22 protein-coding genes are annotated in these 26,027 nt (G+C 70.4%); 18 read left to right on the forward strand and 4 right to left on the reverse strand.

Features of this window, described 5'->3' with window-relative positions; genetic code table 11:
• The first annotated feature begins 8 nt into the window (after positions 1-8).
• The 6 genes from AC07AZ_RS06240 to AC07AZ_RS06265 all read left to right on the forward strand — a co-directional run bounded on the left by AC07AZ_RS06240 (position 9) and on the right by AC07AZ_RS06265 (position 3,671).
• Complete coding sequence (locus AC07AZ_RS06240; RefSeq protein WP_478844838.1) at positions 9-995, forward strand: type II secretion system F family protein; 987 nt, start codon at positions 9-11, stop codon at positions 993-995.
• Positions 992-1,912 carry a type II secretion system F family protein gene (locus AC07AZ_RS06245; RefSeq protein ID WP_478844367.1) on the forward strand — a complete coding sequence of 307 codons (921 nt, stop codon included), beginning with the start codon at positions 992-994 and terminating at the stop codon, positions 1,910-1,912. The genes AC07AZ_RS06240 and AC07AZ_RS06245 overlap by 4 nt, the downstream gene beginning before the upstream one ends.
• A gap of 78 nt (positions 1,913-1,990) precedes the next feature.
• On the forward strand, positions 1,991-2,251 hold the full coding sequence (locus tag AC07AZ_RS06250; protein WP_478844369.1) for a hypothetical protein: 261 nt from the start codon (positions 1,991-1,993) through the stop codon (positions 2,249-2,251).
• 63 nt (positions 2,252-2,314) lie between these two features.
• Positions 2,315-2,752 (forward strand): TadE family protein, encoded by a 438-nt coding sequence (locus tag AC07AZ_RS06255; RefSeq protein WP_478844840.1) that lies wholly within the window; start codon positions 2,315-2,317, stop codon positions 2,750-2,752.
• Positions 2,753-2,778: 26 nt separating this feature from the next.
• Entirely contained in the window at positions 2,779-3,204 is a 426-nt protein-coding gene (locus AC07AZ_RS06260) for a TadE/TadG family type IV pilus assembly protein (RefSeq protein ID WP_478844842.1), read from the forward strand.
• On the forward strand, positions 3,201-3,671 hold the full coding sequence (locus AC07AZ_RS06265) for a TadE/TadG family type IV pilus assembly protein (RefSeq protein WP_478844371.1): 471 nt from the start codon (positions 3,201-3,203) through the stop codon (positions 3,669-3,671). The genes AC07AZ_RS06260 and AC07AZ_RS06265 overlap by 4 nt, the downstream gene beginning before the upstream one ends.
• Positions 3,672-3,680: 9 nt before the next feature.
• On the opposite strand, the gene AC07AZ_RS06270 is transcribed toward AC07AZ_RS06265, so the two are convergent.
• On the reverse strand, positions 3,681-4,025 hold the full coding sequence (locus AC07AZ_RS06270) for a hypothetical protein (RefSeq protein WP_478844373.1): 345 nt from the start codon (positions 4,023-4,025) through the stop codon (positions 3,681-3,683).
• A 96-nt stretch (positions 4,026-4,121) separates the two neighbouring features.
• Here AC07AZ_RS06270 and AC07AZ_RS06275 point away from each other — a divergent pair, with 96 nt between their 5' ends.
• The 7 genes from AC07AZ_RS06275 to AC07AZ_RS06305 all read left to right on the forward strand — a co-directional run bounded on the left by AC07AZ_RS06275 (position 4,122) and on the right by AC07AZ_RS06305 (position 16,856).
• Positions 4,122-4,769 (forward strand): hypothetical protein, encoded by a 648-nt coding sequence (locus tag AC07AZ_RS06275; RefSeq protein ID WP_478844375.1) that lies wholly within the window; start codon positions 4,122-4,124, stop codon positions 4,767-4,769.
• 81 nt (positions 4,770-4,850) lie between these two features.
• Positions 4,851-9,545 (forward strand): DUF6531 domain-containing protein, encoded by a 4,695-nt coding sequence (locus tag AC07AZ_RS06280; protein WP_478844377.1) that lies wholly within the window; start codon positions 4,851-4,853, stop codon positions 9,543-9,545.
• Positions 9,546-9,746: 201 nt separating this feature from the next.
• The gene (locus AC07AZ_RS06285) at positions 9,747-10,580 is read left to right on the forward strand and encodes a hypothetical protein (RefSeq protein ID WP_478844379.1); all 834 of its coding nucleotides are present in this window, start codon (positions 9,747-9,749) and stop codon (positions 10,578-10,580) included.
• Positions 10,581-11,094: 514 nt separating this feature from the next.
• Positions 11,095-14,064, forward strand: coding sequence for a BTAD domain-containing putative transcriptional regulator (locus AC07AZ_RS06290; protein ID WP_478844381.1), 2,970 nt, complete (start codon positions 11,095-11,097; stop codon positions 14,062-14,064).
• Complete coding sequence (locus AC07AZ_RS06295; RefSeq protein WP_478844383.1) at positions 14,061-14,837, forward strand: prepilin peptidase; 777 nt, start codon at positions 14,061-14,063, stop codon at positions 14,835-14,837. Before AC07AZ_RS06290 ends, AC07AZ_RS06295 begins: the two co-directional genes overlap by 4 nt.
• A 104-nt stretch (positions 14,838-14,941) precedes the next feature.
• Positions 14,942-16,141 (forward strand): cyclic dehypoxanthinyl futalosine synthase, encoded by a 1,200-nt coding sequence (mqnC, locus tag AC07AZ_RS06300; RefSeq protein WP_478844385.1) that lies wholly within the window; start codon positions 14,942-14,944, stop codon positions 16,139-16,141.
• A 7-nt stretch (positions 16,142-16,148) separates the two neighbouring features.
• Entirely contained in the window at positions 16,149-16,856 is a 708-nt protein-coding gene (locus AC07AZ_RS06305) for an imidazolonepropionase-like domain-containing protein (RefSeq protein ID WP_478844387.1), read from the forward strand.
• A gap of 39 nt (positions 16,857-16,895) precedes the next feature.
• On the opposite strand, the gene AC07AZ_RS06310 is transcribed toward AC07AZ_RS06305, so the two are convergent.
• Positions 16,896-17,924: a chitinase gene (locus AC07AZ_RS06310; RefSeq protein ID WP_478844389.1), complete on the reverse strand. Its 1,029-nt coding sequence runs from the start codon at positions 17,922-17,924 to the stop codon at positions 16,896-16,898.
• 307 nt (positions 17,925-18,231) lie between these two features.
• On the opposite strand from AC07AZ_RS06310, the gene AC07AZ_RS06315 reads away from it, so the two are divergent.
• The 4 genes from AC07AZ_RS06315 to AC07AZ_RS06330 are packed head-to-tail and all read left to right on the forward strand — an operon-like array spanning position 18,232 to position 23,211.
• Positions 18,232-18,720, forward strand: coding sequence for a hypothetical protein (locus tag AC07AZ_RS06315; RefSeq protein ID WP_478844391.1), 489 nt, complete (start codon positions 18,232-18,234; stop codon positions 18,718-18,720).
• A 20-nt stretch (positions 18,721-18,740) separates the two neighbouring features.
• Positions 18,741-21,077: a bifunctional polysaccharide deacetylase/glycosyltransferase family 2 protein gene (locus tag AC07AZ_RS06320; RefSeq protein ID WP_478844393.1), complete on the forward strand. Its 2,337-nt coding sequence runs from the start codon at positions 18,741-18,743 to the stop codon at positions 21,075-21,077.
• Positions 21,074-22,480 carry an acyltransferase family protein gene (locus AC07AZ_RS06325; protein ID WP_478844395.1) on the forward strand — a complete coding sequence of 469 codons (1,407 nt, stop codon included), beginning with the start codon at positions 21,074-21,076 and terminating at the stop codon, positions 22,478-22,480. The genes AC07AZ_RS06320 and AC07AZ_RS06325 overlap by 4 nt, the downstream gene beginning before the upstream one ends.
• 35 nt (positions 22,481-22,515) lie before the next feature.
• Positions 22,516-23,211, forward strand: a complete 696-nt coding sequence (locus AC07AZ_RS06330; RefSeq protein ID WP_478844397.1) for a demethylmenaquinone methyltransferase — start codon at positions 22,516-22,518, stop codon at positions 23,209-23,211.
• Positions 23,212-23,415: 204 nt separating this feature from the next.
• Here AC07AZ_RS06330 and AC07AZ_RS06335 read toward each other — a convergent pair whose 3' ends face one another.
• A complete protein-coding gene (locus tag AC07AZ_RS06335; RefSeq protein ID WP_478844399.1) occupies positions 23,416-23,742 on the reverse strand; it encodes a PASTA domain-containing protein in 327 nt (108 codons plus the stop codon).
• A gap of 120 nt (positions 23,743-23,862) precedes the next feature.
• On the reverse strand, positions 23,863-24,378 hold the full coding sequence (locus AC07AZ_RS06340; RefSeq protein WP_478844401.1) for a GNAT family N-acetyltransferase: 516 nt from the start codon (positions 24,376-24,378) through the stop codon (positions 23,863-23,865).
• Between the two features lie 98 nt (positions 24,379-24,476).
• Here AC07AZ_RS06340 and AC07AZ_RS06345 point away from each other — a divergent pair, with 98 nt between their 5' ends.
• The gene (locus AC07AZ_RS06345; protein ID WP_478844405.1) at positions 24,477-25,760 is read left to right on the forward strand and encodes a geranylgeranyl reductase family protein; all 1,284 of its coding nucleotides are present in this window, start codon (positions 24,477-24,479) and stop codon (positions 25,758-25,760) included.
• Positions 25,761-26,027 lie beyond the last annotated feature (267 nt).

Raw genomic sequence — 26,027 nt, forward strand, 5'->3', positions numbered from 1 at the left:
TCGGAACCATGGGCGGCCTGTTCTCGACGACCGTGCTGTACTCGATCGGCTGCGGTGTCGCCGTCGGCGGCGGGATCGGGCTGTTCGTGGTCGCCGTCCGCGGCCTGCCCGCCAAACCCGAACACGAGAAGCACCGGGCCAGCGAGCGGGCGAACGAGCTGATCCGGTTCGCCGGCCGGCGCGGCTCCCTCGCGGCCCTCGTCGGCATCGCCGTCCTGCTGCTGACCCGCTGGGCGGTGGCCGGTGTCGCGGCCGGCGTCCTCGTCTTCTTCTGGGACCGCCTCTTCGGCGGCGCCGCGGAGGAACGGGGCGCCATGCGCCGGGTGGAGGCCCTCGCCTCCTGGACGGAGTCGCTGCGCGACACGATCGCCGGCGCGGTCGGCCTGGAACAGGCCATCCCCGCCTCCGCGCGCGCGGCGGCGCCGGTGCTGCGGCCCCATCTCGACGCCCTCGTCGACCGGTTGCGTTCCCGCACCCCGCTGCCCGACGCGCTCCAGATCCTCGCGGACGAGATCGACGACGCCTCCGCGGACATCATCGTCGCGGCGCTGATCCTCAACGCCCGCCTCCGGGGCCCCGGTCTGCGCCAGGTGCTCGGCGCGCTCGCCAAGTCGGCGCGCGAGGAGGTCGACATGCGCCAGCGCGTGATGGCCCAACGGTCCTCCACACGCCGGTCGGTGCAGATCGTGGTGGCGGTCTCGATCGCCTTCGTCCTGGGTCTGTCCGTCTTCAACCGCGACTTCGTCAAGCCCTACGGCACCGCGGTCGGCCAGCTCGTCCTGGCCATCGTCTGCGGCCTGTTCGCCCTGGGCTTCTGGTGGCTGCGCAAGCTGTCCACCATCGAGACGCCCGAGCGCTTCCTGGTCCGGGACGACGCCTCGGTGCAGTTCGTACGGCCCCGGATGCCGGCCCCGCCCGGCCAGGGCCAGCCCGGTCCCGGTGCGGGCCCCGGTCAGGCGCAGCCGGTCCAGCCGGAGGAAGGGGTACGCCGGTGAACCTCACCATGCCGGTCGTGATCGGCGCGATCCTGGGCCTGGGCGTCTACGTCCTGGTCCGCGCGCTGATGCCGTCCCGACGCAGCGCCGTCGCGCAGGTCGCGCGGATCGACGCGATGCGGGCGCGAGGGACGGCGTACGAGTCGGCCCGGACGACGCAGGACACGGGCCGCCTCGGCTCGGTGCGCGCCGAAGTCGGGCGGCGCGTAGCCGAGTTCTACCTCCAGCAGGGCTGGGAGCAGCGCTCGCTGCGCGCGGACCTCGCCGTACTGGACCGCGGCTGGGAGAAGTTCCTGGCGACCAAGGTCCTGCTGGCGGCGGCGGGTCTGTTCTTCGGGCCGTTCCTTTTCGCGGTGATCCTGACACTCGGCATGGGCCGCAGCCCGGTCATCCCCGTGTGGCTGGCGCTGCTGTTCGCGGCCGTGTTCTTCTTCCTGCCCGATCTGGAGGTACGACGGGACGCCGCCGCCAAGCGGCGGGACCTGCGGCGGGTGATCGGCGCGTACCTCGACCTGGTGTCCATGAGCCTGGCGGGTGGCCGGGGTCTGCCCGAGGCGCTGATGGCGGCGGCCGAGATCTCCGACGGCTGGGCGACGCACCGTATCCGCAGCGCGCTCGCCGACGCCCGGATCACCGGGATCAGCCAGTGGCAGGCACTCGGCGCGCTGGGCGAGGAGCTCGGTGTCGAGGAGCTCAAGGACCTCTCCGCCTCCCTCGCCCTGGTCGCCGACGACGGCGCCAAGGTCCGCGAGTCCCTCGCCTCCCGGGCCGAGACCATGCGGCACCGTGAACTCGCCGAGATCGAGGGCAGCGCGGGCGAGAAGTCGCAGTCGATGCTCGTGGCCCAACTGCTGCTGTGCGCCGGCTTCCTGGTGTTCCTGATCTTCCCGGCGGCGATGCGGGTGTTCCAGGTGTGAACCGCTCGGCTCGTTCCCTTCGTCGTAGTCCCCGTATCCACCGCCCAGACATCCAGCCGACCTGAGAGGACAACTCCCATGGCAACCAGTACCGAACGAACCGTCCGCACGGGCATTCCCGCCGTGGACTTCCTGGTCACCTTCCTGCAGGGCCGCGTGCAGCGCGCCCGCTCCGGCGAGCTGGACCGCGGCGCCTCCGCGGTCGAGTGGGTCATCATCTCCGCCGTCGTCGTGGCGATCGTCGGTGTGGTCGCCGCGATCATCAACACCGCCCTGAGCGACGGCGCCAACAAGGTCGGCGACTGCATCAAGGGCGCGAACGCGAGCGGCACCTGCTGATCGGAGGGGACGGGGCGACGGGGAGACGGGATCACGGAGTTGTTCGTGGGAGCAGGCAGATGGATGCGCCGCAGGGCGGGGGCCGCGCGTGAGGCCGCCGCCACCCGCGGCGACTCCGGAATGACCGCGATCGAGTTCGTCTTCCTCACCCCGGTCCTGTTCTTCATGATCTTCGCGACAGTCCAGTTCGCGCTGTACTTCTTCGCCGACCACGTGGCCCAGGCGGCTGCCCAGGCGGGCGCCCGCAAGGCGCGCGCGACCGCGCACGACCAGCCCGGCGGCTGGCGGGGCGAGGCCCGCACCGTGGTGGACAGCTACATCAGCCAGCTCGGTCCCCAGCTGGTCCTGTCCCCGGACGTGAAGATGCTCCAGCCGGAGCAGAACACGGTGGGCGTGGAGATCACGGCCAGGATCCCGACCGTGTTCCCGGGTCTCGACCTGACGGTGCACGCCCAGTCCTCGGGCCCGGTGGAGCGGTTCGTGCGGGAGGGGGAGAACTAGTGACGTTGCCTGACGCGGCACCAGGCATGGGCGTCTCCCTGCCGCGCCACCGCCTGGCGGCGGACGACCGCGGCCTGTCCACCGTCGAGGTGGTGATCCTCGCCCCCGTCATGATCATGTTCATTCTCGTCCTGGTGGCCTTCGGGCAACTGGTGGACGGGCGGGGGGCGCTGGACGGGGCAGCCAGGGACGCGGCGCGTGCCGGCTCGATCCAGAAGGACCACGGGACGGCTCTGGCCGAGGCGCGCAAGGCGGCCGAGGCCGACCTCACCGACGTCTGCTCGGGCCCGGTGTCGGTGACGCAGACGAGCGCGGGCTTCGAACCCGACACCATCTTCACCGTCGAGGTGAGCTGTGAGGTGCGCGGCCTGGCCATGCTGGGCCTGGACGTCCCGACGACGCTGAAGGCCAGCTTCAGCTCACCGCTGGACCCCTTCCGGAGGACGGCGTGAGTGAGCTCGTACGACTGTGCCAATCCTGGTGGGAGGCGCGCCGATCCCGTCTGGACGACCGCGGCTCCGGTGCCGGCGCCGTCATCATCTTCGCCCTGGTCTTCCTCTCCCTCTCCGCGTTCGTCATCGACGGCGGTATGTCCATCTCCAAGCGGGAACGCGCGGCGGACATCGCGGAGCAGGCGGCCCGTTACGCGGCCCAGGACATCGACAAGGAAGCCCTCTACGGCAACCAGGGCGGTGCCGCGCCGATCAACTTCCAGAACTGTGACGCCCGGGTGAAGGCGTTCGCCCGCGAGATGGACATGAACGGCCCGGACACGGCGGCGACCCACTGCGTGTCGGCCGACGCGCAACAGGTCGAGGTCGAGGTTCAGTTGACGTACGCGCCGGTGTTCGTGGGCATGTTCTACGGCGGTGACGTGGTCGTGCACGGTCGGGCGGTGGCGGAGAACGAGGTGGGCTGACGGTACGGCTCACCCACCGCCGCTGTCGCCCTGCCCCCCACCCGTCTCCTCCGTCCTCACCCCGTCCTTGACCTTCTTCTCCAGGTCCAGGTCGAGCTTCCTGAACTCGCGCACGACCGCGTCGGACATGTCGGCCAGCGCGTCGAGCTGCTGGGTGATGTCCTCACGCCCGTCCTCCCAGTGGGACTCGAACTCGTCGAGGGCGTGGTTGACACCGCCGTCGCCGATGTCGTCCTCGTAGGACTTGAACAGCTTCCTGGTGTGGTTCAGACGGGTCTTGAGATCACGGAGCCGGCTGCCGTACGTCTCCAGCTCGCTCAGTGGCAGCGCGAGATCGCTCTTGCCGTTGCCCATGTTCTGTCCCCCAGACGGGCCTCGTAGTCTGACCGGAACGGTACATCGAACGAGGCTGCCGGTACGGGTGACCGGCTGAACGGGGTGACGGACGGCATGGCCCGCTACATGGAGACACTCACCGTCGAGCGCGGCGGTTTCCGGATCAAGGTGCCCGAGTCCTGGTGGGAGTTCGACGTGCGGCCGGAGTCGCGGGACGACTCGATCCGGCGGATGGTGAACGAACGGGTCAGGCAGCGGCCGGAGTTGGCCCAATACCGCGACACCTACACGGCGTTCCTGCGGAAGGCCGCCGCGGACGCCTGGAAGTCCGGGGCACTGTACTGCGGTTGCATGGCGGAGAGCTTCGGCGGTGACACCCCGATCACCGGCTCGGTGACGGTGTCCCTGGTCGGTGGCCGCACGCGCGAGGGGGCCCCGCTGTCGACGGACCCGGCCACGATGGCGGCCGGCCTCGCGGCCAGGGAGGCGAAGAAGGAGGGCGACGCCTGGCGCAAGGTGACGACCGTCGACATCCCGGGCGTGGGCACGGTGGCGCGGACGTACGGCGTCGAGGACATCGAGATACCGGACGACGCGCTGAAGCGCACGATCCGGGCCGTACTGATGCAGACGTTCATCCCGGTGCCGGGCCAGGAGGGCAAGGTCGCGCTGGTGGCGGGCAGCAGCCAGGTCCTGGACCTCGCGGACTCCTTCTTCGACATCTTCGACGCGGTCACGTCGACGTTCCGTTTCGCCGGGTGAGCCTTTCCTCGCACGGTTGTGCCTTGTAAGTTCGCTTGTGCATACGGTTGTTGATGATGTGCGCGTGACGGGGGTTGCGTTATGGCGGGCTATCGGCCGCAGGACTGGCATGTCCTGGACCTGGACAAGGACCCGACTCCGGGAGACCCGGACCGGGTGCGGACCCTCGCCCGGACGCTGCACGACTTCGCGGACGACGTCTCCGACGCGCTGCGGCTGGTCAAGGGGATGGCCGGTGAGGAGACCCTGCTGCAGTGGGCGGGCAAGTCCGCCGACGTGTTCCAGGAGCAGTTCTCCGGCGTACCGAAGAACCTCAAAAAACTGAAGAAGTCCTACGAGATGTGCGGGGACGCTCTCGCGGCGTACTGGCCGAAGCTGGAGCGAGCCCAGGCGCTGGCGGACAAGGCGCTGGCCAAGGCCCGCGAGGCGCAGAGCGACCTGTCCTCGGCGAAGTCCCGGTTGTCGTCGGCTGATTCGTGGGTGACGCGGGCCACGAAGGAAGCCGACAAGTACAAGGACGATCCGACCGGCAGCAAGTCGGGTGCGGAGAAGCCGGACGAGGCGACGGTCCGCGCCGCCACCCGGGACGCGCAGCAGGCCAAGTCAGCCCACTCCAAGGCCCAGTCGGACGTCAGCAACGCGCAGAACGCGCTCGACGCGGCGAAGAAGATGGCCGAGGACGCCCGCGGGATGCGTGACGACGCGGCGCGTGAGGCGAAGTCGAAGATCGACGAGGCGTCGGACGCCGGTATCCAGAACCGGTCGTGGTGGGAGGACGTCGGCGACTGGTTCGAGGACAACTGGGACACCATCGTCACGGTGTGCAAGGTCGTCGTCGCGGTCGTCGGCATCATCGCGATGATCATCGGAGGCCCGATCCTCGGCGCGATCGTGCTGATCGCCGCGCTCGTCGTCCTCGCCGACACGCTCTACAAATACTCCAAGGGCCAGGCCTCCTTGTGGGACGTCGGGTTCGCGGCGCTGGACTGCATACCGGGCATGAAGGGGCTCACCACGCTCGGTGGGCTCGCCAAGGGCCTCAAGGGCGGTCTGGCCGCGATGAAGGGGCTCAGGGGCGGTCTGAAGGGCATGGCCCTGGCGGTGCGCGGGCTGGGCAAGAGCGCGCGCGGCATGCTCGGCAGGTCCAAGGACGCCTTTGCCCGCTTCAAGACCAAGGTTCGACAGGGGATGAGCGACCCCATCGACATGGCTACCGGTGTCATGTTTCTCCCGCAGACGGACATAGAGCTGCCCGGGGCCCTGCCCCTCCTGTTCCAGCGGCGGGTTCAGTCCGGCTACCGGGCGGGGTGGTGGTTCGGTCCGTCGTGGTCCTCCACCATCGATCAGCGGATCGAGATCGACGAAACCGGTCTCGTCCTCGTCACCGACGACGGTCAGCTGTTGGCCTATCCCCATCCAAGCGGCCCCGACGATCCGGTTCTTCCGGAGGCGGGACAGCGCTGGCCGCTCACTCGCCTCGACGACGGCGGCTATCGGGTTGTTGATCCACTGACGGGCCTGGCGTCCCTGTTCGGAAAGCCGGGGAGCGACGGGTGCGCTCCGCTGAGAAAGGTGTCCGACCGCAACGGGCGCACGCTCGACTTCCACTACGACGAGATGGGCCTGCCCGTCGGCATCACGTCCTCGGGTGGCTATCGTCTCAAGGTCACGACGGACGACGGCCGGGTCACGGCCCTCCACCTCGCCGGCGGAGCGGAGGACGGATCGGACGCGCTGGTGAGGCGGTACCGGTACACCGACGGGAACCTCACGGAGATCGACGGACCCGCGGGTCTGCAGTTGCGTTTCGAGTACGACGACAGGCTGCATGTCATCGCGTGGATCGACTCCAACGAGAGCCGATACACGTACACGTATGACGACGAGGACCGTTGCGTCTCCGAGGGGGGTGAAGGCGGCCACTACGCCTTGTTCCTGGAATACGGAGGAACGGATCCACAATTTCCCGGGATGCGGGTCACCACAGCCACCACGCCCCAGGGGCAGACAACCAAACACGTCGTCAACGACCTGTACCAGGTGGTCGCTGAAGTGGATGCGAACGGCGCGGTGACCCGAACCGAATACGACCGCTTCCACCATGTGACGGGACGCACCGACCCGCTCGGCAACAGCATGCGGATCATCAACAACGAGTACGGGCTGCCTGTGCGGGTGGTCCGTCCGGACGGGGTCGAGACATCCGTCGAGTACACCGACCTCCACCTTCCCGCCGCGATCTTCCAGGAAGACGGAACGGTCATCCGGCACACGTACGACGAGCGCGGAAATCCCACCTCGGTGACCGACGAGTCCGGCGCCACGATGACGTACTCCTATGACGCCGGCGGGCACCTGACATCGGCGACCGACGTTCTGGGGAACACACTCGCCATCCGCAACAACCCGGCGGGCCTGCCGGTGGAAGTGGTCGAACCCTCGGGCGGTAGCTCCGTGTACCGGTACGACCACTTCGGGCGCCTGATCGCGGCAGTCGACCCCACTGGCTCCGAAACCCGCCTCTCGTGGTCGGTCGACGGACAACTGTTGCGCCGAGTTGGGCCCCAGGGCGGCGAGGAGACGTGGACCTACGACGGGGAGGGGAACTGCGTCAGTCACACGGACCGCGAAGGCCGAACTGCCCACTACGAGTACGGGCACTTCGACGTGCTGGCCGCGGAGATCCGGGCGGACGGCGCTCGCTACGAATTCGAGCACAACGCGGCCCTGCAGTTGACGAAGGTCGTCAACCCACAAGGGATGGTGTGGCGTTACGCGTACGACGCTGCCGGTCAGTTGATCTCCGAGGTCGACTTCGACGGCCGCCAGGTCCACTACGAGCACGATGCGGCCGGCCGGCTCACTTCCCGCGTGAACGCGGTGGGGCAGCGAGTCGACTACTCGTATGACGCGCTCGACTGGCTGGTCGCCAAGACGTCCGACGGCCACACGGTCGAATTCGAACGTGATGTCATGGGACGTGTCCTTCGGCTGACCGGCCCGGCGTGCGAGGTGGCTTATGAAAGAGATGTCATGGGCCGCGCGTTCGCGGAGTCGGTCGACGGGCGAGTTCTGCTCCGGGAGTACGACCGGACCGGCCGTCCCGTCCGCCGGGTCACGCCCGCCGGGGCGGAGACGGCGTATGCGTATGACGCCGGTGGGCAGGTTTCCCGGATCGACTGCGCGGGACGCGGCCTGGAGTTCTCGTACGACGCAGCGGGCCGTGAGCTCTCCCGCTCACTTTCCTCCACCGGACTGCGGTTGTCCCGTACGTGGGATCGCGCGGGTCGCGTTGCCGAACAGGCCGTGACGGGTGCCGCAGGTACGTTGTTGCGCCGTGTGTACGGCTATCGCGCCGACGGCCATCTGGTCGGTGTCGAGGACCAGTCGAACGGGCCGCGTCGGTTCGAACTCGACGCCGCCGGCAGGGTGACGCGAGTTGACGCCCGCGGCTGGCACGAAAGGTATGCATACGACGCGAGCGGAAACCAGACGCACGCCGCATGGCCGGAGCGGCACCCGGGAACGGAAGCGCGGGGTGATCGCGCCTACCAGGGAAACAGACTCCTACGGGCGGGTTCGATCCACTACACCTACGACGCTGCGGGACGCATCGTCGAACGCCGCAGGACAAGACTCTCCAGGAAGCCGGACGTCTGGCGCTACACGTGGGACGCGGAGGACCGCCTCACGGCGGTCACCACACCGGACGGTACGAAGTGGCGCTACCGGTACGACCCCCTCGGCCGGCGCACGGCCAAGCAGCGCCTCGGCGCGGACGGCACCACGGTGGTCGAGGAGACCCGGTTCACCTGGGACGGGGCGACCCTGGCGGAGCAGGAATCAACAGGCCCCGACCTGCCCCACCCCGTCGTGACGACATGGGAATACGACGGCCTTCACCCCGTCACGCAGACCGACCGGCGTCTCGATGCCCTGACTCGTCAGGAGATCGATGCACGGTTCTTCGCCATCGTCACCGACCTCGTCGGGACCCCGACCGAACTCGTCGGCGAGGAGGGCGACATCGCGTGGCGGGCGCGCGCCACACTCTGGGGTTCCACAGCCTGGAACAGGGACGCGTCCGCGTACACGCCCTTGCGTTTTCCGGGTCAGTACTTCGATCCCGAGACCGGTCTCCACTACAACGTCCAGCGTTACTACGACCCGGAATCCGCACGGTATTTCAGTCCCGATCCGCTCGGACTCGAACCGGCTCCGAACCCTGCCGTCTACGTCGCCAACCCCTTGCAGGGATGTGACCCGCTGGGGCTGGCCCCCCGATATGCCAACCGGCCCGACCGCTACGCATGGGGCAACAGCGTCAGATACAAGGGAACCGACCATCTCGGACGGCCGACCGGAATCTCCGCATGTATCCGAAGGGAAATGGTGATCATGCAGGGTACGGAAGCGGGAAGCATGTGGACCAAGGGCTGGCGAGGACACGGCACCCTCTTCAACGAGGCGCGTGGTCACCTCCTCGCGAACACACTGGGTGGGGCGGGCAAGGGTCCGAATGCGCCACACAACTTGGTGACTCTGACGCAGAATCCCACCAACCACCCGCACATGTACGAGATGTTCGAGAAGCCCGTCGCCGACGCGGCCAGGAGGGGAGAGATCGTTCAGTACGATGTGACGCCCATCTACGCGGGAACCAATCCCGTGCCGATCCGGCTGGAATTCCAGGCGTTCGGCAACCAGGGCTTCTCGCTGAGCGGTTGGCTGGACAATCCCGCGGCCGGTGTACGGACGGCGGTTCCCGGCCGTTGATTGCTTTGCCGGTGGCAGGTGAACAGGAGGAACATGACCCGTACGACCCCCGAGCGGCCTGTGGACATCGAGCAAGTCATTCCGGAGCTGTCCCAGTACCGCGGTGTCAGTACGCGACTGCATCCGCGGCCCGGAGTTCCCCTCCCCGAGCAGAGCTCTGTCGGGGGGCCGTTCCTGTGGCCCGCGGACGAACCGTGGCCCATGTGCGTGGTGCCGCACAAGCGCCGGTTCGGCGAGCGCCTCAGTGACGTCCGGCTGAGTCGGAAGATTCTTCGCGAGGCGTGGAGCCGGCAACCGGAGCCTGGGCGGCCCGAAGGACCGACGGCCGAGGAATTCGAAACCCTCCGTTCCTTTCGCAGGGGCCGACACGCGCCCTGGCTCAAGGACACGGACCCGATCCCGCTCATGCCTGTGGCCCAGTTGTTCACCCGCGACGTGCCCGGTCTGAGCCTGCCCGAGGACGCGGATCTTCTTCAGGTCTTCTGGTGCCCGTTCGACGCGCACGGCGAAGAGCGGAATGTCGCCGTACATCTGTACTGCCGGAAGGCTTCCGGGGTCTCGGCGGTACTCGCGGAACAGCCGGAACCGGAAGTGGTCGGGCGGGCCGAATACGTACCGGACCCTTGCGTGCTGCACCCCGAGCAGGTCGTGGAGCATCAGTACGGGGGGCTGCTCCCCTACCCGATTCGCGCACGCCTCGACGACTGGGAGGACTGGGAGGACGAGGATGCGGTCAGCTATCAGTTCGATCTGTCCATTCCTCCCGGCTGGAAGGTCGGTGGGTTCGCGTCCTGGCATCTGACCGGCCCGCAGGAGGTGGTCTGCACGTGCGGGCAGCCGATGGAACTACTCATGACCGTCGACAGCAGGGAGTGGGACACAGGAACCCGCAGCTGGGTTCCTCTTGAGGACCAAGAGGTGGCGGACACGGACGCGAACACCCCCACGCAGGTCGTGGTGGGCCGCGGAGGGCGTCTGCTCGTTTTCGTCTGCCCCTCGGACCGGTCCCATCCCCACCGCACCGTTCTGCAATGAGGCTCCCGTCCCGAAGCCGGTTCGGCGCCATGACCGCTGACGCGTCCCGCGAGCCCCTCGCGGTCTGCCGTCTGATGCCCAGCATGGGGGACTTCCGGACCCTGTCCCTCAAGGAGTACGCGCACCGGAAGCTGATCCGCCGGCTGCGCACGGGGCCTGCCGGGGATCTGCCGGAGCCGTTCCGCGCCGAATGGGTGGGGAATCCGCGGCTGCGGCCCGCCGAGTTCCCCTGCGGGTATCCGGGCGCTGCGGTATCCAGCCCCAGGGCTCCCCAGGGCCCTGACGAACGGGGCGTGGACGGCACTTGTGCAGCCGCGGAGGGATTGTGTAGGGAAGGTGAGGAGTGTGGTCCCGGGGCCGGTCGGGCTCCGCGGGCATTCCGGAAGGAAACGGCGGCCGTGGGCGCCCGAGTTCCGCCGGCCCTTCGACGGTGTCAGTCCCAGTCCATAAGATCTCTGTAGGCTCGGCACACCCCCACTCCATCGCCCTCCACACACGACCCAGGACACCCGCCATGGCGCGACGCAGCACTTCAAGCTCGACGGGAAGCTCGACGGGCCCGAGGAACCGGACTCCGCAGCCGGTGCGGGTGCGCAGCCGCACCTTCGGGGACGTCGTCAAGGCGTTCCTCGCCTTCGTCGCCCTGGTGGTGCTGGTCGTCGGCGTGCCAGGAGTGCTGGCCGTGCTCGTGGGGTGGCCGCTGCCGCACGAGTTCGAGCCGATGAAGTGGCTCAAGCACCAGATCACGGTCGGTACGTTCCTGCACATCCTGACCGTCATCGTCTGGCTGGCCTGGGCGCAGTTCACCGCGTGCGTGCTCGTCGAGGTGAAGGCCGCGCTGTCCGGGGTCGGGGTGCCGGGGCGGGTGCCGGGGTCCGGGGGAAGTCAGCTGCTGGCACGGCAGTTGGTCGCCGCGCTGCTTCTGGTGAGCGCCACGGCGGCCAGCTTCACGCCGGGGCTCTCGCAGCTCGGGCACAGCCTGGAGGACAACCAGCGGGGGACCGTCGCGGCCGCGCAGCAGACGCCTGGGCTGTTCGCGCAGCAGCAGGAGCAGGCGGCCAGTACGGCGGCGGCGCTCGCCGAGCAGGCATCGCAGGCCGCCTCCCACGCGGAGGCCGCCGGGGCCACCGCCACCTCCGGCGGCACCAAGTACTACCGGATCCAGCCGCCCGAAGGGCGCCATCACGACTCCCTGTGGGAGATCGCGCAGCGGCACCTCGGTGACGGACGCCGGTACAAGGAGATCTACGAACTCAACAAGGACCGTGTGCAGCCGGACGGCTCACGGTTGTCCGAGGCCAGTCTGATCCGGCCGGGCTGGATCATGGAGATGCCGGGTGACGCACGCGGCGGCGAACTCGTGGAGATGCCCCACGCGGCGCCCGGCGTCTCCTCGGACGTACGACAGCAGATACACGACTACGCCAAGTCCGGTGACCACGCCGAGCACGCCGGCGATGAGGCCCGGGACGGCGGCGCCGACCACGTCTCCGTGCCCAGGCAGCGGCCCGCCCCCGAGCAGCACCGGAACCAGCCGCAGAACAGCGACCAGCAGCACGCCACCGCCTCCCCCTCCGCAGGTGGTTCCTCCGGCAGTTCCTTCGGTCTGCCCGAGGCTCTCCTCGGCGCCCCCCTCCTCGCCGCCGGTCTGCTCGGCGCGCTCGGGCGGCGGCGTCGGCAGGCGCTGTGGCAGTCGGCGATGGGGGCGGTCGGCGGGCGGCGCGGGATGGAGCCGCCCACGCCGGCCGGGGACGCCCTGGACGTGCAGGACGCGCTGCTGGTGGGCGCCGACCCCGAGGGCGTACGACTGCTCGACCGGTCGCTGCGCGGTCTCGCCGCCTCTCTCGCCGCCGAGTCGCGGCCGCTGCCCACCGTGTACGCGGCCTGGCTGACCAACGGCGACCTGCATCTCCAGCTCGCCCAGCCGTCCGGCAAGCCGCCGGCGCCGTGGCAGCTCGGGCAGGACCAGACGTTCTGGGTGCTGGCCCGCACGGACGGCGAGCGCTACGCGGACGTCGACACCGCCGCCCCCTACCCCGGTCTCGTCAGCCTCGGCACCATGGACGACTCGCGGCTGCTGCTCAACCTGGAGGCCGTGCCCGGCATCGTCTCCCTGAGCGGGCGCGAGGCCGACCGGGCGGCCGTGTTCGCCTCCGTCGCCGCCGAACTCGCCACCAACGGCTGGTCCGACCGCATGACGATCACGCTCGTCGGGTTCGGCGAGGACCTCACGCCGCTCGCGCCCAACCGGCTGCGCCACCTCGACGACATCGAGGCGCTCGTGGAGACGATGGAGGCCGAGACCCGGCAGCGGCGCGGCGCGCTCGGCGCGGCCGGACTGGACTCCGTCCTCACCGGACGCACCGGCCCCGCCCAGCACACCCGTTGGGCCCCGCACCTGGTGCTGCTGGCGGCCCAGCCGAACGCCGAGGACGCCGTCAAGCTCGCCGAACTCGCCGCCGACGCCTCCCGCCTCGGCATCGGCTACCTCGTCGGCACCGAGACGGGTGATCTGCCCGGCGCCGCCTGGGAGATGGAGATCACCGGCGCCGGCAAGCTGCTCGCCCCGCTCCTCGGGCTCGAACTCGACGCCCAGCTCCTGCCGGTGGCCCAACAGCGGGCCGTGGTCGAGCTGTTCGTGGAGGCCGACCCCGACCGCGGACCCGACGGACCCACCAACACCCCGCCGTTCCTGGTCGACATCAGCGAGCAGGGGCGGCCCGCGGTGTACGCGCGCCTCGTCGGGTCGTACGAGATCATCGGCCTGGAGACGCCGGACGGCGAGCGCAGCGCGCTGCTGCACGAGGCGCTGGCGCTGCTGCTCCTGCACCGCGAGGGCGTGCACCCGCGGGTGCTGTCCTCCGCGCTGTGGCCGCGCGGGGTCACCGACGACGTACGGGACGCGCTGGTGGAGCGGCTGCGCGTCTGGCTCGGCACCGACCCCGACGGCTCGCCCCGCCTCACCGCCGACACCACCGGGCGGCTCACGCTCGCCAAGTCCGTGGTCTCCGACCTGGACGTCCTGCGCTCGCTGTACCACGAGGCCACCCAGGGCAAGGGCGTCGACAGCCGGGCCGTCCGCGGCCGGCTCCTCACCGACGCGCTGGTGCTGGTGCGCGGGAGGCTGCTCGCCGACCGGCCCGAGGGTCGCTACGGCTGGCTCACCCACGAGATCGTCGACGCCCAACTCCCGCTGCTGGTCGCTGACATCGGGCTCGCGCTGTCCGCCTTCCACCTGGAGAAGGACCGCGCGGAGAAGGCGATCGAGGCGCTGAACGCGGCGGTGCGGACGGCTCCCGCCGACGAGCGGCTGTGGAACGAGCTGCTGCGCGCCACCCACGCCACCGGCGACACCGACCGGCTCCGGGCGCTCGCCGCCGACCTCGTCGGCCGCAGCGGGGCCCGCGGTCTCCCGCCGCGCACCGAGGCACTGCTCGACGAGCTGCTGCCGACGTGGCGGGGCGGCGTCGCCGCGGCCGGATGACCGGCCTCCTGGTGGTCGCCGCCGCGCTGTGGGGCGCGGCGGCGGGGTCGCTGCTGCCGAGAGCCGCCCACCGTTTCTCCGTCCCGCCGGGGGAGAACTGGCGCGACACGTGCCCGGCCGGACACCCGATCGGGGGCTGGATCGGCTGGGCCCGCTGCGGGGAGTGCGCGGGGGCGGTCGTACCGGCGAACGGCGCCGGGACCGCCGTAGAGGCTCCGGCGACGAGCGCCTACGGCCCCCGCACCCCCCTCGTCGCCCTGGTCACCGCCCTCCTCTGCGCCGCTCTCGCCGCGGCCACCGGGACCCGGCCGGAGATCGCCGTCTGGCTGCTGCTCGCGCCGGTCTGGGTGCTGCTGGCGGTCGTCGACTTCCGGGTGCGGCGGCTGCCGGACCTGCTGACCCTGCCGCTCGCGGCCGCCGCGCTCGCGCTGCTCGGGGTGTGCGCGCTGGTGCCGGAGCACGCCGGGGACTGGCCGACCGCACTGTGGGGCGCCCTCGCGCTCGGCGGCGGTTTCGCCGTCCTCTTCCTCGTCAACCCGGCCGGCATGGGCTTCGGCGACGTGAAACTGGCCCTCGGTCTGGGCGCGGTGCTCGGCTGGTACGGCTGGCCGACGGTGATGCTCGGCGCTTTCGCCGCGTTCCTGCTCGGGGCGCTGTACGCCGGTGCGCTGGTGGTGACGCGCCGGGCGGGGCGCAAGACGGCCATCGCGTTCGGGCCGTTCCTGATCGCCGGGGCGTACGTCGGACTCCTGATCGGGGCGTACGCCGGCTGACGCGCGCCGGGCCACGCGCCCCTGGCAGGCTGACGTCGGTGCCGGGAACCCGCTGGCGTAGGCTGGTTCGGTCTGTCCACAACCCTTACGAAAGGGACGCCCCGGTGACCGAGAAGGCCGATCTTCAGTCCGTCCTCGACCGTGCCGCGGCCGGCGGACGGATCACCCCCGAAGAGGCACTCGTCCTCTACCGCGACGCCCCGCTGCACGCGCTCGGGTCGGCCGCCGACGCCGTACGCCGCCGGAGGTACGCGGGCACCGAGCACATCGCCACGTACATCATCGAGCGCAACATCAACTACACGAACGTGTGCGTCACGGCGTGCAAGTTCTGCGCCTTCTACGCGGCCCCCAAGGACACCGCCAAGGGCTGGACCCGCGACCTGGACGACATCCTGCGCCGGTGCGCGGAGACCGTCGAGCTCGGCGGGACCCAGATCATGTTCCAGGGCGGCCACCACCCGGACTTCGGCGTCGAGTACTACGAGCAGCACTTCGCGGCCATCAAGAAGGAGTTCCCGCAGCTCGTCATCCACAGCCTGGGGGCGAGCGAGGTCGAGCACATGGCCCGGATCTCGAAGGTGTCGGTCGAGGAGGCCATCACCCGCATCCACGCGGCCGGTCTCGACTCCTTCGCCGGCGCCGGCGCCGAGCTCCTGCCCGAGCGGCCCCGCAAGGCCATCGCGCCGCTGAAGGAGAGCGGCGAGCGCTGGCTGGAGATCATGGAGACCGCGCACGGGCTGGGCGTCGAGTCGACCTCCACCATGCTGATGGGCACCGGCGAGACCAACGCCGAGCGCATCGAGCACCTGCGGATGATCCGCGACGTACAGGACCGGACCGGCGGCTTCCGCGCCTTCATCCCGTACACCTACCAGCCGGAGAACAACCACCTGAAGGGCCGTACGCAGGCCACGCTCTTCGAGTACCTGCGCATGATCGCCATCGCCCGGCTCTTCATGGACAACGTCGCCCACATCCAGGGCTCGTGGCTGACCACCGGCAAGGAGGTCGGCCAGCTGTCGCTGCACTACGGCGCGGACGACCTCGGCTCGATCATGCTGGAGGAGAACGTCGTCTCCTCGGCCGGCGCCAAGCACCGCTCCAACCGGATGGAGATCATCGACCTCATCCGCAAGGCGGGACGGGTCCCGGCGCAGCGGACCACGACGTACGAGCACATCGTCGTGCACGAGGACCCGGCGAACGACCCCGTCGACGAGCGGGTCATGTCCCACATCTCCTCGACGGCGATCGCGGGCGGCACCGCCCACCCGGAACTGAAGCTGCTCGCCTCCAACTGACCCGCGGATGCTGACGATCCACGCCGCCGATCTCCTCGTCACCGGGGACCGGCGGCCCGCCGTACCCGGGGGCGCGGTGCTGGTCGACGGGCGGCGGGTCGCCGCTCTCGGCCCGTACGACGAACTGGCGGCCGCCCATCCGACGGCCCGGGTACGGCGCTGGCCGGGGCTGCTCACCCCGGGCCTGGTGAACCCCTACGGACCGGAACTCCTGGAGCTCGCCTACCACCCCGATCCGCGCGAGGCCGACGAGCTGGGCACCGCCCCGCTCGTCACCGCCGACGCGCTCGCGGCGCTCGGCCTGACCGACGCCCGCAGGGGGGCGAGCGCGCGGCGCGGTGTGCAGCGGATGCTGGCGCACGGGACGGTCGCGGTCACGGGCGACCTGCGGCGGCCCGCGGTGCGGGACGCGCTGCACCGGGCGGGGCTGAGCACCGGGCCGCGGTCCGGTGTGCCCGCCGGTCCGCCGACGCTCGACCCGCTGGCCGGCGGGCGGAGCCTGGCGGAGGCGATCCTGCGACCGCTGCCGCCCGCAGGGGCGGCCGGCGGCGCCGTCGAGGGAACGGCTCAGCGGACCGAGCAGGCGGCCGAAGCCGCTTTCGAGGCGACCTTCGCCGTGTTCGACGTCCCGGACGAGGCCGCCCTCGGCGAACACGGTGCCGCGACCTGCGTGGCCACGGTCGTGGCGGGCCGGCTGCTGCACAGGCGCCGCTGAGGCACGCGGTCCGGGGCGCCTGAGCCGGGACGGCTCACGTCATCCCGCGAACGCCTTCGCGAACGCCCCCGAACTCTGCTTCACCCCACTGCAGTTGGTGGCCGCGTCGTCGCTTTCCGCGTTGCCCGGCACGCACTGCTGGTCGCGGAAGCTCGACCACATCGACACCCAGGCGATGTCCCGCTCCTCGGCGAAGGCACGGACCTGGGCCGCGTCCGCGAGCGAGAAGGTCTCGCCGGCGACGTCGTTGACGCCGATCATCGAGGTGAGGGCCATGCCCCGCCAGGCGTTCGCGTCGGAGAGACCGAAGACCTTCTTCAGCTGGGTGTGCGCGGCCGTGGCCGAGGTGATCGCGTAGTCGCCCATGTCGCCGTCGTACGTCTCGCCGTAGTTCATCGTCATGATGTTGACGGTGGAGACCTCAACGCCCTTGTCGTTGGCGGACTCCAGCAGCGCCAGGCTGTCCGCGTCGAGGCCGGAGGGCATGACGGGGAGCGTGTACGACACCTCAAGGCCGGTGCGCTGCCGCTGCAACAGGGCGATCGCCTCGGAGCGCAGGGCGACCGAGTCGGAGTCGGCCAGGGTGTCGCCCTCCACGTCGAAGTCGGCCTGTGTCGAGCCGGCCGCGTCCAGGGCCTCGCCGTACGCCTTCGCCAGCGCGGAGGCGGTGTCACAGGTCTCCGCCAACTCCTTGCCCGACGCGCCACCGAAGGACACACGCACGGTGGCGTCCGACTTCCTGAGCGCCGCGATCCTCGCCGTGACGGCCGCGTCGCCGATGGCGTCGACGCCGTTCCACCTGGGGGTGCAGTCGCTCCCGCCGGCGATCACGAAAGCCAGGTTGTACGCGCCCGGGGAGCCCGTGGAGTCGGTGCCGGAGGCGTCGGTGGCGCTGACGTAGGGGGCGTACGACGTCGACGGTGACGCGCTCTCGGACGGGGACGTGTCACTCCGCGCCGACGCCGAAGGGGCCGCGTCCGAGGTGGCGCCGGAACCCGCCGAGCATCCCGCGGTGGCCAGGGCAAACAAGCAGGTGAGCCCGGCTGCCGGCCTCAGGAAACTCCGCATTCTGCATGCACCAGCTCTCGTGATCTCTGTCTCAGGACGGAAACAAAGTGAGTTTCCGAAGTGGAAATGTCTCACACGCGGCCGAGCCTCGCGCGGACAGGTGACGTACAGCGGCCCCACAGATCCAGCCTGGCGAATCGGACTGTTCGGACGCGGAATCGGAGCATTCGGTTCCTTTCGCCTCACGGTCTCCGGCGCAGCCGTTCCCGGAATCTCTCAGGGAAGAGACAGGTCAGGGGATTTCTCATGGCCGTCTCACAACAACTTCCGAGTTTCCGACACATAAAGGCTCCCTAATATCCGGGGAATGCATTCCGAGCCTGCCACCGAAAACCGCGCCGCTGCCGCTTCCGCCGCCGCTGTGCGCGGTCGCCGTCGCAAACCTGGCAACGCGTCCGCCGACGGCCCCGTGTTCGTTGACAACTCCGGACGCCGCTCCAAGGTGCTGCGCCGGGTCGGCATCCTCCTCGGCGTCGTCTGCGCCGGGTACGCCGTCGTGCTGGGCATGGCCTTCATGGGCATCGGCACGTCGATCAACCCGTCGTCACTGGTGCCGTTCGGCGGGCAGAACGCCGGTCCGTCCGGCCGGAACGGGCCCAACGGCTACCAGCCGCAGGGCGGACCGGGCAACCAGCTCGGCGGGCCGAGCGGCACTCCGTCGGCAGCGTCCACGGGTGCCTCCGCCTCCGCCACCTCCTCGTCCTCGTCCACGGGCAGCACCGCCCCCTCCTCGTCCGCGTCCACGGGCAGCACCGCCCCCTCCTCGTCCGCGTCCGCCGCCGCGGCCGCCAACTGACGGGAAGGCAAGCAACCTCCATGACCACGACGACACCACCACGCCGCCGTCGGCGTGCCCCCACCCGGATCGAACGGGCGGCGGGCAAGGCCGCGGCGCTGCAGAAACCCCGCGTCATCCTCGCGCTGCTGCTCCTGCTGGGACTGACCAGCGTCATGCTGCTCGACGGCTATCTGCGCGCCGAGGTCGGCGGCGACGAGCGCGTGCGCGACGGGGCCAGCTCCAGCAAGGTCCCCGACAGGATCCTCAACGGCGGCCCCATCCTCACCTTCCGGGCCGGCCGGGCCACGACGATCTCCGTCCCCAGCAAGACGATCGCGCTCACCTTCGACGACGGCCCGAACCCCACGTACACGCCCGACGTCCTCGACATCCTCGCGGAGAACGACGTCCCCGCCACGTTCTTCCTGGTCGGCTCGATGGTCTCGCGCTACCCGGGCATCGTGAAGGACATGGTCGAGCAGGGCAACGAGGTGGGCGTCCACACCTTCACCCACGTCGACCTGTCGTACCAGAGCACCGCCCGCGTCCAGCGCGAGATGGAGCAGACGCAGCTCGCGCTGGCGGGCGCGGCCGGCATCACCACCACGCTGTTCCGCGCGCCGTACTCCTCGGAGACGGACGCCATCGACAACTACAGCTGGCCCGTCTACCAGAAGCTCGGCGAGGACGGCTACACCAGTGTCTTCGTCGACACCGACAGCGACGACTGGAAGAAGCCGGGCGTCTCGAAGATCGTCAGCTGGGCCACGCCCAAGGGCACCGCCGGGGCGGCGGTCCTCATGCACGACGCGGGCGGTGACCGTGAGCAGACGATCGCGGCGCTCCCCGAATACATCAGGAAGATGAAGGCGAAGGGCTACACCTTCACCACCGTCAGCGGCGTCATCGAGGCGCAGAACGCGAGCAACGCCCGGGCGGCCGGGGCGGCGGGGGTCGCCGGCACGCAGCCGAGCGGCGCGCCCAACGACCGCACAGGAGACGCCGGTTCGGGAACCGGGACCTCGGGCGTCGGGGGTACGGCCCGGCAGTCGGCCGCGTCCCGGCTGCAGGCCGCGCACCACGAGGCCACCGGCGCGACCCTCTACGAGGGCAAGGCGCTCGTCGCGGCCGTCGCGGTCGCCGAGTGGACGGTACCGGCGCTGTCGGTCGGACTCGTCGTCGTGGGTGTCGCCGTGATGGGCCGGTTCGGCATGATGCTGATCCTCGCCCGCCGCCACCACGGACAGCGCAACAGACGCCGGTTCAGCTGGGGGCCGACGGTCACCCGCCCGGTCAGCGTGATCGTCCCGGCGTACAACGAGAAGGAGTGCATCGCCAACACGCTCAGGTCGCTGGCGCAGAGCACGCACCCGATCGAGATCATCGTCGTGGACGACGGTTCGACGGACGGCACCTCCGAGATCGCGCGCGACGCGGCCGACTCGCTCGGCATGTCCAACGTCCGGGTCATCCGCCAGGAGAACGCGGGCAAGCCGGCCGCCCTCAACAACGGTGTCCGCAACGCCAGTTGCGACCTCGTCGTGATGATGGACGGCGACACCGTCTTCGAGCCGGACGCCGTGCACCAGCTCGTACAGCCCTTCGCCGACCCGGAGGTCGGCGCGGTCGCGGGCAACGCGAAGGTCGGCAACCGCGACACGCTCATCGGCGCCTGGCAGCACATCGAGTACGTGATGGGCTTCAACCTCGACCGCCGGATGTACGACCTGCTGCGCTGCATGCCCACCATCCCGGGCGCGATCGGCGCGTTCCGCCGGGACGCGGTCCTCCAGGTCGGCGGCATGAGCGAGGACACCCTCGCCGAGGACACCGACATCACCATCGCCATGCACCGCGCGGGCTGGCGGGTCGTCTACCAGGAGCACGCCAAGGCGTGGACGGAGGCGCCGGGTTCCCTGAAGCAACTCTGGTCGCAGCGCTACCGCTGGTCCTACGGCACCATGCAGGCGTTGTGGAAGCACCGCAAGTCCCTGACGGACAAGGGGCCTTCGGGCCGCTTCGGCCGCGTCGGCATGCCGCTGGTCGTGATCTTCCAGATCGTCACGCCGGTCTTCGCCCCGCTCATCGACGTGTTCACCGTCTACTCGATGATCTTCGTCGACTTCCAAGCGGCGCTGTACGCGTGGCTGGCGGTCCTCGGCGTCCAGCTCTTCTGCGCGGCGTACGCCTTCCGCCTCGACCGCGAGAAGTACCGCTACCTGCTGATGATGCCGCTGCAACAACTGGCCTACCGCCAGATGATGTACCTCGTCCTCATCCACTCCTGCATCACCGCGCTCACCGGCGGCCGCCTGCGCTGGCAGAAGCTGAAGCGCACCGGCGAGGTCGGCACCCCGGCGGGGGCGAGCCGATGAGCTGGGGCCAGGAACAGCAGGGGCATCCGCAGGGGTACGGCCCCGGTCAGGGCTACGAGGAGCACCTCCCGTACGGCTACGAGGAGCACCTTCCGTACGCCTACGAGTACGGCAATGAGTACGGCAGCGAGGGGTACGGCCCGCAGCAGCAGCCGTATCCGCAGCAGCAGCAGCCGTACGCACAGCACCCCCACCCCTGGCACGTCGAGGGTTACGAGGACCGCCAGGGGCACGGGAACCACGGTCAGGGGGTGTCGCCGGTGCCGGACGCGACGGCACCCCTTCCGGTGGTGGAGCGCGAACCCGAGCCTGCCGCCGCCGCAGTCTTGGACGGGGATCGGGAGACGCCGGCGCCCCGGCCGGCCGCCGGCGGCGGACGGGACCGGTACTTCGACACCCTCCGCGCGGTCGCGCTCGTCCGCGTCGTCACCTATCACACCTTCGGCTGGGCCTGGGTCGGCCTGGTCTTCCCGTCCATGGGGATCATGTTCGGGCTGGCCGGCACCCTGATGGCCAGGTCCCTGGAACGGCCCGCGCTCACGGTGGTCAGGAGCCGGCTCCGGCGCCTCCTGCCACCGTTCTGGTTCTGGGGCGCCTTCGTGGTCCTCGCGATGATGATCCACGACTGGATGCCGGGCTGGCAGATCGTCTACTGGGTCGTGCCGCTGGGCGATCCGCCGGGCAACGCCTGGGGTGAGCAGGCCTGGGAGATCCTCTGGTACCTGCGGACGTATCTCTGGTTCGTCCTGCTCTCCCCCCTCCTGCTGCGTGTGTTCCGGCTCGCCCCCGTCCCGGTGCTGGTGTCGTCCCTGGCGCCGGTCCTGGTCCTGACCTTCGTCTGGTCCGGCCCCGACAACCGGCTCGGCACCGCCCTGTGGGACCTGTCGACATACCTCTTCTGCTGGATCCTCGGCTTCGCGCACCGCGACGGTGTCCTGCAGCGGATGAAACCGGCCGTGGTCGTCGTCCTCTCGCTCGCGGCGCTCGGCTACGGCGGCTGGTACGCCCTCGCCCACCGGGCCGAGTTCGGCACCTACGACCTCGACGAGATCCCGCTCGCCCAGGCCTTCTGGTCGGCCGGTTTCGTCATGCTCCTGATGTGGGCCAAGGCCCGCTTCCGCATCGACTTCGCCGGGCTCACCCGGTTCCGGCGGCTCGACCGCGTCGTGACCGTGTTCAACGCGCGCGCGGTCACGATCTATCTCTGGCACGAGATCGCGCTGATCCTGGCCGTGCCGCTGATAGACCAGTTCTGGAAGGTGCCCGCGTTCGAGACCTACCTGCCGCTGGAGAGCCAGTGGTTCATGTTCGGCGTCGGCTGGGTCCTCATCGCGCTGTTCGTCGTGCTGTGCGGGTGGGTGGAGGACGTGGCGGCGAGGAGGAGGCCGCGACTGCTCCCCTGAGCGGGCGCGAGGGGCCGTACTGCAACAATGGGCGGGTGACCCGCGCCTCCCTGAACAAGCAGCCGCACGAAGTCGCCTCGATGTTCGACGACGTGGCGGAACGGTACGACCTGACCAACGACGTGCTGTCGCTCGGCCAGGACCGTGTGTGGCGCAAGGAGGTCGCCCGGGCCGTCGACGCCCGGCCCGCGCAGAAGGTCCTGGACCTGGCCGCCGGTACGGCCACCTCCTCGCTGCCCTTCGTCCGCACCGGTGCCTACGTCGTCCCCTGCGACTTCTCCCTCGGAATGCTCCGGGTCGGCAAACAGCGCCACTCCTGGCTGCCCTTCACCGCGGGCGACGCGACCCGGCTGCCCTTCCGGGACGACACCTTCGACGCCGTCACGATCTCCTTCGGGCTGCGCAACGTGCAGGACACCGACGCGGCCCTGCGCGAGATGTACCGGGTGACCAGGCCCGGCGGCCGGGTCGTCATCTGCGAGTTCTCGCACCCGACGTGGGCGCCGTTCCGCACCGCCTACACCGAGTACCTGATGCGCGCGCTGCCGCCGGTCGCCCGCGCGGTGTCCTCCAACCCCGACGCGTACGTCTACCTCGCCGAGTCCATCCGCGCCTGGCCGAACCAGCCGGCCCTCGGCGAGCGGCTGCGCGAGGCGGGCTGGTCCAAGGTGGCCTGGCGCAACCTCACCGGCGGCATCGTGGCCCTGCACCGCGGCTTCAAGGCCAGCTGAACCACCGGACCACCAGAACCTCCGGGGCCCGGCGGACGCCGGAGGGCCGACCGGCCGATTCAGCAGGTGGTGACCTGTTGGTTCAGCAGGTGGTGACCGGCTGGTTCAACAGGTGGTGACCGGCTGGTTCAACAGGTGGTGACCGGCCGAGTCAGCAGGTGGTGACCGGTTGGTTCAGCAGGTGGTGACCGGTTGGTGGTTGGTTCAGCAGGAGCCGAATCCGGCCACGACGTACGCGTCGCCGCCCGGTTCGTCGAGTTCCCGCCGCATCCCGCCGCCGGGCGGCCTCGGCAGTCGCGGCTCCCGCACTCCCGCGCCCCCGCCGCCCTCTCCCTCCCCGAGGTCGAACCACACGGTGACGACGGCCCCGCGCGGCACCTCGACGCCGGGCGGCGGGTACTGCCGTACGACGTGGTCGACCACGGTCCGGTGGAAGCCGGGCCGGTCGGGCGCGGCGAGGAACACCCCGCGTGCGTCGGCCGTCCTGCGCGCGTCCACGGCCATCAGGCCGACAAGACGCGGTACACGCACCTCGGGTGTCTTGGGCGGTATGTGCACAGATGTCACCCCCAGCGGTACCGGCAGGGTAACTCCGGTCCGGCACCGCCCGGAAGTGTCAGGTGTCGTTCTGTGACACTCGGCTACCCAGTGTCACGACGCGGCGAGGTCGAGCCGGTAACAGTGCCCCTCCAGTCGCGGTCCCGGCGTCGTGAAGACCTCCGCCAGCCGCATGCCGAGCCGCTGGGTCACCGCGATGGACCGGGTGTTGCCCGCCAGGACCATCGCCACCACCTCCGGTACGCCCGCCTCACGCACCCGCTCCAGCGCCATCCGCGCGGCCGCGGTGACGTACCCCTTGCCCCAGTGCTCCCGGCCGAGCCGCCAGCCGATCTCGATCTCCCCCCTCGGACCCCAGTCCCGCGGCCAGGGCTGGGCGCCCGTGAAGCCGATGACCTGCCCGGAGTCGTCGAGCACGGTCCACAGGCAGAATCCGCGTTCCGCGTCGTGCCGGCGCTGGCGGGCGGTGAGCTCCTCGTAGACGGACAGTTCCGCGGACCTGCCGCCGTGGAACTCCATGACGTCCGGGTCGTCGAACACCCGGTGCCAGGCGACGGCGTCCTCGTCGGTGGGGACACGGAGCCGTACGACGGGCAGAGCTCGTTTCACGGGGGCAGCCCTTCAGCCGGGTGATCGGTACCGCTGAATAGACTGCCCATGTCCAGTGCCGGTCGGCACGCAGATTCAGAACTTGGGGAGATCCCGCCGTGACCGAGCCCCTCTCCGAAAACACCGCCGATGTCATCGTCGTCGGCGCGGGGCCAGCCGGCTCCACGACCGCCTACCACCTGGCCAAGTCCGGGCTCGACGTCCTGCTGCTGGAGAAGACCGTGTTCCCCCGCGAGAAGGTCTGCGGTGACGGACTCACCCCGCGCGCGGTCAAGCAGCTCGTGGCGATGGGGATCGACATCTCCGAGGAGGCCGGCTGGCTGCGCAACAAGGGCCTGCGCATCATCGGCGGCGGCTCCCGGCTCCAGCTGGACTGGCCGGATCTCGCCTCCTTCCCCGACTACGGCCTCGTCCGCAAGCGCGACGACTTCGACGAGCAGCTCGCCCGCCAGGCCCAGAAGGCGGGCGCCCGCCTGTACGAGCGCTGCAACGTCGGCGCCCCGATCGTCGACGACCGCACCGGCCACATCACCGGCGTGCACGCCAAGCTCGGCGAGGAGAAGCGCGAGGTCACCTTCCACGCGCCGCTCGTGGTGGCCGCCGACGGCAACTCCACCCGGCTGTCCCTGGCGATGGGCCTGCACCGCCGCGAGGACCGCCCGATGGGCGTCGCCGTCCGCACCTACTTCACCTCCCCGCGCCACGAGGACGACTACCTGGAGTCCTGGCTGGAGCTGTGGGACCGCCGGGGCGCCGAGGACCGGCTCCTGCCCGGCTACGGCTGGATCTTCGGCATGGGCGACGGCACCTCCAACGTCGGTCTGGGCGTGCTGAACACCTCAGACTCCTTCAAGGAGCTCGACTGGCGCGAGGTCCTCAAGGCCTGGTGCGCGTCCATGCCGGAGGACTGGGGCTACACCCCGGACAACATGACGGGCCCGATCCGCGGCGCCGCCCTCCCCATGGCCTTCAACCGGCAGCCCCACTACACCAAGGGCCTGCTGCTGGTCGGCGACGCCGGCGGCCTGGTGAACCCCTTCAACGGCGAGGGCATCGCCTACGCCATGGAGTCCGGCCAGATCGCCGCCGACGTCATCGTCCAGGCCCACGCCCGCTCCACGCCGGCCCAGCGCGAGACGGCCCTGCACCACTACCCGCGCGTCCTGAAGGACACCTACGGCGGCTACTACACGCTGGGCCGTGCCTTCGTGAAGCTGATCGGCAACCCCAAGGTCATGAAGATCGCGACCCAGCGCGGCCTGACCCACCCGGTGCTCATGAAGTTCACGCTGAAGATGCTGGCGAACCTCACGGACCCCACGGGCGGCGACGCGATGGACCGCATCATCAACGGCCTGAGCAAGGTGGCCCCGAAGGCGTGACACACGCTGTGCCGCGCACGCTGTGCCGCGCACGCTGTGCCGCGCACGCTGTGCCGCGCCCGCTGTGCCGCGCACGCCGTGCCGCGCACGTCGGGGTGAGCGCGCCGCACGGCGCGGCCGGCGACCGCGAGCCTGCACCGCCCGTTGACGGCCGCGGCACCGTGAGCGCGGATGGCGTCGGTCCTCGGTGAGCGCAGACGGCTGCGCCGCTCGGGCACACGCGGAGTGTGCGGCCCCGCGTCCGCGCGGCCGTTGTGTGTGCGCCGC

Source organism: Streptomyces sp. NPDC043878 (assembly GCF_056435735.1).